Below are 9,494 nucleotides of genomic sequence, written 5' to 3'. Positions count from 1 at the left end.
GCCCTTATTTGAGGACTAAAGTCCTCACTACAAACCTTTAATTATTTACGCCGTCCTACTTAGATAGCCAGTTTAATGAGGTTAACAAGGATGTCCACTACCACTGGCTTCATCTGTTAAAGCAAATTTGCGATCGCCTAGTTTATTATCAAGCGATCGCTACAACGCTTTACCTCTTGTGCATCTCACAGATAATCTTTAAATATACAGTGACGTGTTGTCGAGTTTGGGCGATCGCAGCTTGAGTTTGTCTAATTGTTATACCACTTTTCCATACAAATGTTACATTCACTCTTCCATTTTGTATAGGCTTACCGCCTCTGATGAGGGTACGGAAAACCAGACAAGACAGTTTTAAGTCGAATTAGTTAGGATTAGCGAGTTGTAAGTGCATCAAATCATAAAGCGCTTAACTTAATTATAAAAATTAAAAAAATATTAATATGTCTAACTTTGTCTATGTAGATAATTCTAATGTCTTCATCGAAAGCAAACGTGTTAGCGCTGTTCGGAAAGCTTTGGTAGCGAATATTTATGATGCGATGAACAAGAATATTATTGATAACAGCTATCGCCTTGATTTTGGTAAACTTCATAGCTTTACAGCAGGAAGTGACCTCGCCAAGATTAAGAGAGCAGTTTTGTTTGGTTCACGCCCTCCTGCAAATGATTCACTCTGGGAAATCGCTGAAAAGGCAGGCTTTGAAACTAAAATTGTTGATCGAAACGCTGCAAATAAAGAGAAAAAAGTTGATACAGGGATTGTAACAGCAATGATACAAGATGCTTATACAAAAATGGATAAGGGCGAGGATGTAATTACCTTAGTAGCAGGCGATGGTGATTTTATACCTGCTATTGAAGCCTTGCGTAATGATGGTTTTACCGTTGAGCTATTTTTCTGGAATCATGCTGCACAAGAGTTAAAAGATGCATGTAATCGTTTTGTTGCACTTGATCCACACCTTGATCATTTAGCTTTCTAAGGTTAGGCATAGTAGGGTGCGTTGCGCTTTGCCACAACACATCCTACTAAACTATTCCAAATCGGGGAATTAAACAGAAAGTTTCTAATAATTAGTTAGCTAGAAAAGCTGTTTGCGAGACGCTTCTTGGATATAAACCCATTGCCAAGTGCCAATCATCGACAAAAAACATGAGCTAATATTGTTTTGTATTGCAGAGTATTATCTATATGACTAGTCTGAAACTGTTTGGCAAAAAGCTTGAAAACCTTCGTATCTATCGAGAATTTCAAGAAATTGGTTTTGATTACATCCTTAATCCAAACACTGGTGAACTACATCGTGTCGGTTTGGATGGTTTTTGGGGTTCCCATAACCTTGTCCATGCAGACCTGAATAACTTTATTGGTCTTACTAATATTGGGATTCTTCCAGCTCACGTTTACCGTGATGGGACAATTCTTCCTGTATATGACCTTGAAACTGGTGAACTTATGGAAAATTATGTTCTCGATAAATGCCAGCACTGCTTTCCACAGTAGACCTGTCCGAAAATTAAGGTTTAACCTTTGCCAGACAAACCCTCTACGTTGAACCTTAAAGCAAATCTAGGTTTGACATACCCTAAATGAATTATTCTCTCTTTTGCTGATTGCATCCCCCATTATCAAGCAAAAGCGATCGCCTGTTTTAATCTAAATAAATCTTATTCAAAAAAGTGTTTCAATTTACAGTTTTAATTTAAATAAAATTCAGCCAAACCCAAAAACGAGTTCCCATAAGAGTTATATTGCATGAAACCACAAAAATATATTGTTCCTAGATATTCTAAAACTCGCATTTAGGCTAGAAATAGGCTCTTTTTTTCTCCCACGGCTAAAAAACCAGACACCTATTACCTTTCAAACCCCATAATCAAGCTCGGAGTAATCCCAAGAGTGCATTTGACGGAAAGGAAGACCCATCTTTTGGAAGACATACTTCTCTTTCACACCAGAAGCTACTAGGTCAGGCTTCAGCGCTTTGATAAACTCCTCAAATTCGTAAGCGGTAACGTCGTCATAAACGATGGTGCCGTTTTCGATATAGCCAGTGGTACGTTTGTAGTCATCGTTATGAGCGAACTCATAACCTGTACCAATCATCTTCATACCCAAGTCTTGGAAAGCGGGTACAACGTGGCGAGGACGTAGACCACCAACCATCATGGCGACAGTCTTACCTTCCAAACGGGGGCGGTACTTCTCAACGATCTTATCCATTGTGGGCTGATACTTGGCAATTACCTTCTCAGCGTTTTCTTGGATTTTCGAGTCAAATTTAGAAGCAATTTCCCGTAGGGATTCAGCAATCTTGGTAGGGCCAAAGAAGTTGTATTCTAACCAGGGAATACCATATTTTTCTTCCATGTGACGGCTGATGTAGTTCATCGACCGATAACAGTGGATGAGGTTCATCTTCACGTTGGGGGTCATCAACATTTCGTTGATAGTACCGTCACCAGACCATTGAGCGACTACGCGCAAGCCGATTTCTTCTAGTAGGATGCGGCTGGCCCAAGCATCACCACCGATGTTGTAGTCACCGATGATTGCTACATCATAAGGAGTAGCATCAAAATTCAGTGAACCGTCAGCCTTAGCTTTATCGGATCTGGGGAATACCCAGTCACGAATCATGTCGTTAGCGATGTGGTGACCCAAGGACTGGGAAACACCCCGGAAGCCTTCGCAACGAACGGGAACAACAGGCTTGTCAATCTCTTTAGCTGCTTTACGAGCAACAGCTTCGATGTCATCCCCAATTAGACCGATGGGACATTCAGATTGAATAGATACACCACGGTTGAGGGGGAAGAGTACTTCCAATTCTTGGATCAGTTTCAGCAGTTTTTTGTCACCACCGAAAACGATGTCTCTTTCTTGGAAGTCAGAGGTGAAGTGCATTGTACCAAAGGTATCAATACCTGTAGTACCAATGTAGTAGTTACGACGACCAGACCAAGACCAGTAACCGCAACCTACAGGCCCGTGACTGATGTGGATCATGTCCTTAATAGGACCCCAAACCACACCCTTGGAACCTGCGTAAGCACAACCACGAGCGGTCATTACACCAGGAAGAGATTTAACGTTAGATTTAACGCCGCAATCGCTCTTACCTTCTTCAAATACGTTTAAGTGCTTTTCGCGTTTTTTCTTAGCTTTATCTGGGTAAGCGTCTAGAACTTCTTTAATTAGTTCTTTTCTTTCTTCAACAATCTTGTTGTTTTCTGGAGGTGTCATTTTAGCCTCTCGAGTTCCTAAGGATCTGGGGATAGGGTAGATGGAAGTCCCCTAAAAGTAGGGGGGAGAAGGTCAAAGGTAAAAGGTAAGATATGAGTTCTTGCCTTTTCCTTTTTCCTTTGGTAATTACTTGCTAGCTGCTGCTTTAGCTGCGGCTTCTGCGGCGATGAGTTTTTCTGCTTCTTCGTCGCTTTCGAGAATACCGAATTCGATCAACAGTGCTTCTAATTCATCCATCTCGATAGGAGTGGGGATGGTGAGTTTTTCGTTGTTGATGATTTTCTTAGCTAATGCGCGGTATTCCTGACCTTGGTTACTGTCAGGTGCATACTCGTTTACAGTCATCCGACGCAATTCAGCGTGTTGAACGATGTTGTCGCGGGGTACGAAGTGAATCATCTGGGTGTTCAAACGTTCTGCCAGAGTTTCGATCAATTCGATTTCGCGGTCAACTTTACGGCTGTTACAAATCAAGCCACCTAAGCGCACGCCACCGGTGTGAGCATATTTCAAAATACCACGAGCGATGTTGTTAGCAGCATACATCGCCATCATTTCACCAGAGGTAACGATGTAGATTTCTTGCGCTTTACCTTCACGGATAGGCATAGCAAAACCACCGCATACAACGTCACCTAGTACGTCGTAAGATACGAAGTCAACATCTTGATAAGCACCGTTTTCTTCCAAGAAGTTGATGGCGGTGATAATACCACGACCTGCACAACCTACACCGGGTTCTGGACCACCAGACTCCACGCAACGCACACCACGGAAGCCGGTGAGCATGACTTCTTCTAGTTCTAGGTCTTCAACAGCGCCTCTTTCAGCAGCCAAGTGAAGAACGGTAGTTTGAGCTTTACTGTGCAGCATCAAACGGGTGGAGTCAGCTTTGGGGTCGCAACCGACGATGAGGATGCGCTGACCCATTTCTGCCATAGCTGCCAGGGTGTTTTGGGAAGTGGTAGATTTACCAATACCGCCTTTACCGTAGAAAGCTATCTGTCTAATTTTTTCGTCAACTGACATGTGATTTTTCTCCTGAGATTGGTTGGTTAGTGGGTCTTTTGTGTTGACGTTCACGCCTGTTGAGCTACAGCAGTGAGCGCATGTAGAGAGAGCATCGTTGGTGGCGCTCGCTCCACAACAAAATCGATGGGTGTTGGGGTCATAATGATTCGGGTTAAGTTTATGTTTCGTGAGTTTGTTTATTTTTCTCCTTTGCCACTTGTCAAGCAAATGACAAAGGAATTACACACTTTACAAATATGGGGAGAAAATAAAGGAGGACTTGAGGTAGTTATTCGTCAATCAATGCAGAAGTCCTTATTTGTTGAGAATTGCGCCCTTTAAGCTGGAAACGCGAGTTAAGGCAGCGCTGGTGTCTTCTGCTGAGACTCCACTTGCAGCCATTGCCGCATTCAAATGCTTGACAATAGCGTCGAAGTGTTGGTCATTGAGATTCATCCCTGTGTGTGTTTTGTCCATAGAACGACCACCGTATTGCTTTGGCCCTTCAAACATGAGAGAGAAGAAAGCAACTTGATGAGCGCGTTGTTTGGCCATGTCTGTGTTAGCGAAAAAGGGTTTGAGGCTGTTGTCTGCCATGATGCTTTTGTGTAGCTCATCAACCACTTTTTCAATAGTCGGTTGTCCACCAATTTTGTCGTACAATGTACTCATATCCTGTTCCTTTGAAGCGAGTGGGATCATGAAATGTGCAATTAGGTGTTTACTTTCACCTATGTACTTTAAGACTGAAGCATTGATGGAGCGAAGATTTGAGTCAAATCCTATTTCCTGTTCCTGGTGAATGAATTACAGGGTCTATTTGTGTGGTGCGTAAATCTGCAAGTTATGGTTCGACTGCTTCGACTACAAGGTTTTTGCTGACTCGATCCTGTAATCTGGCTTCGATGGCAATCTTGAGAGTGGCTGTACTGCTGGAACAAGAACCACAAGCGCCTTGGAGTAAAACCTTGACTCTATCTCCATCTACGTCATAAAGTTCTACATCTCCGCCGTCTGCGATTAATACGGGTCTGACTTCTTCGTCTAAGACTTTTTGAATTAGTGCAATCTTCTGGACGTTGGTGAGAGGTCTTGGCGATCGCGGCTGAGAATTAGCAATATCTGTAGTAACTCCGACGCTGTGGTTGTTAAGAGCAGGTGCGGCGGCTTGTTCCTTTACACTTCTTATAATATCATCAATATTTGCTAAACAGGAACCGCATCCGCCGCCAGCTTTTACATAATTTGTTACCTGTTCCGCATCCGTGAGGTTATTTTCGACAATCACACGGCGAATTTTAGATTCGGTAATCCCAAAGCAGCTACAAATTAATGCGCCTTCATCATCGTCCTCATGGGTAGCCAGAGGAATGCCACGATAGTTATAAATAGCGGCTTCTAGCGCTTCTTGTCCCATGACAGAGCAGTGCATTTTAGCTTCAGGTAATCCGCCGAGGTAGTCAGCAATTTCTTTATTGGAGACTTTCAAGGCTTCATCTAAAGTTAAACCCTTGACCATTTCGGTTAACGCACTAGAAGAAGCGATCGCACTGGTGCAGCCAAAGGTTTGAAAGCGAGCATCCAAAATCTTGTCAGATTCTACTTCAACTTTCAAATGCAGTCTTAAAGCATCACCACAAGCAATACTACCAATTTCTCCCATTGCCAGCTTCACACCAGGTTCGTCGGTTTCTTCAATAGCTCCCTGGTTTTTGGGATTGTAAAACAAGTCTAATACTTTATCTGTGTAGTCCCACATATTAGGTTTCGAGTGCTGAGTTCTAAGTTATTTTGGCGAAGTGGGGGAGTGGTGAGTAGTGAGTGGGGAGTGGTGAATATTTTCTTTCCCTATTCCCTACTCCCTATTCCCTACTCCCTAACTATGAGCTAGTGCTTGTTCTTGTGATTGCAACCAACCCGCATCATCGTTTTTGAAGGGGGACATGGCGCGTAAACGTGCGACAATATCGGGCATTACTTCTATTACTCTGTCGATTTCAGCTTCTGTGGTGTAGCGAGAAAGACTGAAACGAATGGAGCCGTGTAAGGTGGTGTAGGGTAAACCCATTGCCCGTAAAACGTGGGAAGGTTCTAAAGAGCCGGAGGTACAAGCAGAACCAGATGAAGCACAGATGCCATATTTGTTCAAGGAAAGCAGAATTGCTTCGCCTTCAATGTATTTGAAACCAATATTGGTGGTGTTGGGTAATCTCTGCGTTGGATCGCCGTTGACTTCGCAGTCGGGAATTTTAGCGAGTAAGGTTTGCTCTAGGCGATCGCGCAATTTTCTTTCTCTTGTGGTAGCCTCTTCTAAATGTAAGAGTTCCAATTCTGCCGCTCTACCCAAAGCAATTATACTAGGAACATTCTCTGTTCCTGCCCGACGACCACGTTCTTGATGTCCCCCAAGTAACAAGGGACGGAACCGCACACCGCGCCGCACATACAAAGCACCAATTCCCTTGGGAGCATGGATTTTGTGACCAGATAAGGTCAACATATCGATGGTGCTGTTCTTCATGTTCATGGGGATTTTGCCCACGGCTTGCACTGCATCTACATGAAAGAGAGCGCCATATTCTTTGACTCGTAAGCCGATTTGCTCAATGGGGAAAATTGTGCCTGTTTCGTTGTTGGCATACATAATTGTCACCAAGGCGGTGTTACCAGTCAAGGAGGCCTCTAATTCATTGAGATCCAACTGTCCCTGACTATTCACCGAAAGATAGGTAACATTGTAACCTTGGGTTTCCAGTTGTTTGCAGACATTCAATACGGCTGGGTGTTCTACTTGGGTAGTAATGATATGTCGCTTTTCTGGTTGTGCCAACAGGGCGGCGCGAATGGCCGCGTTATCTCCTTCTGTACCGCAACTAGTGTAGACAATTTCCGATTCATCTGCACCGATGAGGGCTGCTAGTTGTTGTCTGGCTATTTTGACAGCTTTGCCCAGTTGTCCACCAAAGGTGTGCATACTTGAAGGATTACCGTAGTAGTCCCGCAAATAAGGCAACATCAAGTCTATTACTTCTGGGTCTACCTTAGTTGTGGCATTATTGTCTAAATAAATCACGCTCATCCTGATAAACCTACAACTTCGCTCTGATGCTGAGATATTTGTTCTGAGAATCTTTGGGAGTAATAGTCAAACCAGCGCTCCCAGTAATCTTTTTTGTTAGTTAATTTAGCCAAAGAGCGGTTGTAGTGAGCAAACCAGCCTTCCCAATAATCGTTGGGCTGTTTAACGCAACCATTGCAGGTGGGACAACCAGCTTTACACTGAGGTACAGAGTAAACACTACCAACGCAGTTTGTGCAAAGTTCAGGGTCAATCCAATGATTACCGTCAATTACTTTAACTGCACCAGTAGGACAAGCAGACAGACAGAGATTGCAGGAAATACATTGGCTAGTGATGGTGTAAGCCATGATTATTCTCCTTGTTGAAATGGGGGAGTGGTGAGTGGTGAGTGATGAGTGGGGGGAGATGAGTGGGGAGAGATGAATGGCACAAGTTCAAAGTTTTCTTTCTTGTACCCTACTCCCTACTCCCTATTCCCTACTCCCGTTCGGCTGACGCTCACGGCGAAGCCTATTCCTTACTACCTAACTCCTTTACATATTGCTCGTAAAATTCCAAAGCAACTTTTTCAATCACGTCGTAAGCTTCAACAGTCTGGATACCAGCTGCTTGCAGTTTTTCTTGAGGACAGTTACCAATCTTGGAGACTAAAACTGCTTTACAATCTGCGATCGCTTCCATAATATGCTCGAAAGTGGCTTCTTCACTAAATCCACCTTGGCAATATTGGTCAATTTTGCGATGACTGATAAAGCGAACTTCATTACCATCTACTTCGTAAATCTGGAATTCTTTCGCATGACCGAAGTGTTGGTTAACTAATCCACCGCCTTTAGTAGCGACTGCTACGAGGATTTTGGGATTGCTGGCAAATTTCTTGCCGTTACGTGCCTTATCTTTGGCTATTTGTAGTTCTTCTTTAAACTTTTCAATCCCTTCGTGAACCAGTGTGCGTTGCTCAAGGTCATATTCTGGGGACATTTCCAAGAATTTGTCTTTGGTAAATTCTTGGCTGCGGTCTTCTCCTAATAATCCTACAGCATCGGCTCGGCATTGGCGGCAGTGGCGCATCATTTTCATGTTGCCGGCGCAATTGTCTTGCACTGACTTCACTTCTTTGGGTGTGGGGCCACGTTGACCGGTTAAACCAAAGTGTGTGCCGTGTTCCGGTGCAGAAATCAATGGCATGATGTTGTGCAGGAAGGCACCATTTTCACGAATCATTTTGTTGACTTCGATCAGGTGCTGGTCATTAATTCCGGGAATCATTACGGAGTTGACTTTGCACAAAATGTCGGCTTCTCTGAGTGCTTGTAAGCCTTCCATCTGCTTCTCTAGCAGAATCTTAGCACCTTCAATGCCTCTATAACGTTTGCGCTTGTAGTGAACCCAAGAATAAATCTGAGCGCCGATTTCTGGGTCGATGGTATTTAGGGTGATAGTAACGTGATCTATATTTAGTTGTTTGATGCGATCGATGTATTCGGGTAGCATTAAGCCATTAGTTGAGAGGCAAAGCTTGATATCTGGTGCTTTGTCTGCAATCAACTCAAAAGTACGGAAAGTCTTTTCAGGATTCGCCAATGGATCACCAGGTCCTGCAATTCCCACGACGGTCATTTGGGGAATTTTGCCCGCAATCACCAAAGCTTTGTGTGCTGCTTCTTCTGGTGTCAGCAATTCGCTAACTACTCCAGGACGACTTTCGTTGGCGCAGTCGTATTTACGATTGCAATAGTTGCATTGAATGTTACAAGCTGGTGCAACTGCAACGTGCATTCTGGCGTAGTGGTGATGGGCATCTTCGCTATAGCAAGGATGTTTGGCGATCCGTTCTTGGAGTTTTTCATCCATTTCTACGGTGGTGCTGCTGTCGCATCCGCAATCACCTGATTTTGCTTGGGTAACTGCTAGTTCCTGATTGTTGGAGGAGGTGAGGAGTCCTGAAGACGGTAGTGTCATTGAATTTCGCAAGGGTCGGTGGACTGGATGCCACAGTGGGAGATGCCGTTGCTACTGTCTGTACCCAGGAAGTGAAGTCGCGTCTTTTACTCAGTTATCAGTTAACAGTTATTAGTTTGTTTACTGTTGACTGAGATATAGCTGGTGTGTGTCAACGTTTGGGTTTTGGCTGGGATTAGTTTGTAAGTA

The 9,494-nt window shown here is 43.8% G+C and carries 11 protein-coding genes; 3 read left to right on the top strand and 8 right to left on the bottom strand.

Annotation, left to right across the window (positions count from 1 at the left end):
- Positions 1–169 precede the first annotated feature (169 nt).
- On the bottom strand, positions 170–292 hold the full coding sequence (locus ACM0OS_RS11125; protein ID WP_414543245.1) for a hypothetical protein: 123 nt from the start codon (positions 290–292) through the stop codon (positions 170–172).
- Between the two features lie 151 nt (positions 293–443).
- Here ACM0OS_RS11125 and ACM0OS_RS11120 point away from each other — a divergent pair, with 151 nt between their 5' ends.
- Both ACM0OS_RS11120 and ACM0OS_RS11115 read left to right on the top strand, forming a co-directional pair.
- A complete protein-coding gene (locus ACM0OS_RS11120) occupies positions 444–986 on the top strand; it encodes an NYN domain-containing protein (RefSeq protein WP_414543244.1) in 543 nt (180 codons plus the stop codon).
- 209 nt (positions 987–1,195) lie between these two features.
- On the top strand, positions 1,196–1,507 hold the full coding sequence (locus ACM0OS_RS11115) for a hypothetical protein (RefSeq protein WP_414543243.1): 312 nt from the start codon (positions 1,196–1,198) through the stop codon (positions 1,505–1,507).
- A 360-nt stretch (positions 1,508–1,867) separates the two neighbouring features.
- On the opposite strand, the gene nifD is transcribed toward ACM0OS_RS11115, so the two are convergent.
- The 7 genes from nifD to nifB form a co-directional block, all read right to left on the bottom strand.
- A complete protein-coding gene (gene nifD / locus ACM0OS_RS11110) occupies positions 1,868–3,250 on the bottom strand; it encodes a nitrogenase molybdenum-iron protein alpha chain (RefSeq protein ID WP_414543242.1) in 1,383 nt (460 codons plus the stop codon).
- Positions 3,251–3,376: 126 nt separating this feature from the next.
- Positions 3,377–4,279: a nitrogenase iron protein gene (gene nifH, locus ACM0OS_RS11105; RefSeq protein WP_414543241.1), complete on the bottom strand. Its 903-nt coding sequence runs from the start codon at positions 4,277–4,279 to the stop codon at positions 3,377–3,379.
- A gap of 297 nt (positions 4,280–4,576) precedes the next feature.
- Positions 4,577–4,933: a group I truncated hemoglobin gene (locus tag ACM0OS_RS11100; protein ID WP_414543240.1), complete on the bottom strand. Its 357-nt coding sequence runs from the start codon at positions 4,931–4,933 to the stop codon at positions 4,577–4,579.
- A gap of 172 nt (positions 4,934–5,105) precedes the next feature.
- Positions 5,106–6,020, bottom strand: a complete 915-nt coding sequence (nifU, locus tag ACM0OS_RS11095) for a Fe-S cluster assembly protein NifU (RefSeq protein ID WP_414543239.1) — start codon at positions 6,018–6,020, stop codon at positions 5,106–5,108.
- A gap of 117 nt (positions 6,021–6,137) precedes the next feature.
- Positions 6,138–7,340, bottom strand: coding sequence for a cysteine desulfurase NifS (gene nifS, locus ACM0OS_RS11090; RefSeq protein WP_414543238.1), 1,203 nt, complete (start codon positions 7,338–7,340; stop codon positions 6,138–6,140).
- Positions 7,337–7,690 (bottom strand): 4Fe-4S binding protein, encoded by a 354-nt coding sequence (locus ACM0OS_RS11085; protein WP_414543237.1) that lies wholly within the window; start codon positions 7,688–7,690, stop codon positions 7,337–7,339. Before ACM0OS_RS11085 ends, nifS begins: the two co-directional genes overlap by 4 nt.
- Positions 7,691–7,853: 163 nt before the next feature.
- The gene (gene nifB / locus ACM0OS_RS11080; protein WP_414543236.1) at positions 7,854–9,305 is read right to left on the bottom strand and encodes a nitrogenase cofactor biosynthesis protein NifB; all 1,452 of its coding nucleotides are present in this window, start codon (positions 9,303–9,305) and stop codon (positions 7,854–7,856) included.
- On the opposite strand from nifB, the gene ACM0OS_RS11075 reads away from it, so the two are divergent.
- Positions 9,299–9,439: a hypothetical protein gene (locus ACM0OS_RS11075; RefSeq protein ID WP_414543235.1), complete on the top strand. Its 141-nt coding sequence runs from the start codon at positions 9,299–9,301 to the stop codon at positions 9,437–9,439. The two genes, nifB and ACM0OS_RS11075, sit on opposite strands and share 7 nt — an antisense overlap.
- The last annotated feature ends 55 nt before the right edge of the window (positions 9,440–9,494 follow it).

Source organism: Nostoc sp. CCY0012 (assembly GCF_963920855.1).
Taxonomy (GTDB): Bacteria; Cyanobacteriota; Cyanobacteriia; order Cyanobacteriales; family Nostocaceae; genus Cyanocohniella.
The sequence above is the reverse complement of the archived record's forward strand: the minus strand, read 5'-3'. Positions and strand labels throughout refer to the sequence as shown.

What these genes read in the sequence shown, in the direction of transcription:
- ACM0OS_RS11120 (WP_414543244.1), top strand. Translation starts at nt 444, where the DNA reads ATGTCTAACTTTGTCTATGTAGATAATTCTAATGTCTTCATCGAAAGC.
- ACM0OS_RS11115 (WP_414543243.1), top strand. Translation starts at nt 1,196, where the DNA reads ATGACTAGTCTGAAACTGTTTGGCAAAAAGCTTGAAAACCTTCGTATC.
- nifD (WP_414543242.1), bottom strand. Translation starts at nt 3,250, where the DNA reads ATGACACCTCCAGAAAACAACAAGATTGTTGAAGAAAGAAAAGAACTA.
- nifH (WP_414543241.1), bottom strand. Translation starts at nt 4,279, where the DNA reads ATGTCAGTTGACGAAAAAATTAGACAGATAGCTTTCTACGGTAAAGGC.
- ACM0OS_RS11100 (WP_414543240.1), bottom strand. Translation starts at nt 4,933, where the DNA reads ATGAGTACATTGTACGACAAAATTGGTGGACAACCGACTATTGAAAAA.
- nifU (WP_414543239.1), bottom strand. Translation starts at nt 6,020, where the DNA reads ATGTGGGACTACACAGATAAAGTATTAGACTTGTTTTACAATCCCAAA.
- nifS (WP_414543238.1), bottom strand. Translation starts at nt 7,340, where the DNA reads ATGAGCGTGATTTATTTAGACAATAATGCCACAACTAAGGTAGACCCA.
- ACM0OS_RS11085 (WP_414543237.1), bottom strand. Translation starts at nt 7,690, where the DNA reads ATGGCTTACACCATCACTAGCCAATGTATTTCCTGCAATCTCTGTCTG.
- nifB (WP_414543236.1), bottom strand. Translation starts at nt 9,305, where the DNA reads ATGACACTACCGTCTTCAGGACTCCTCACCTCCTCCAACAATCAGGAA.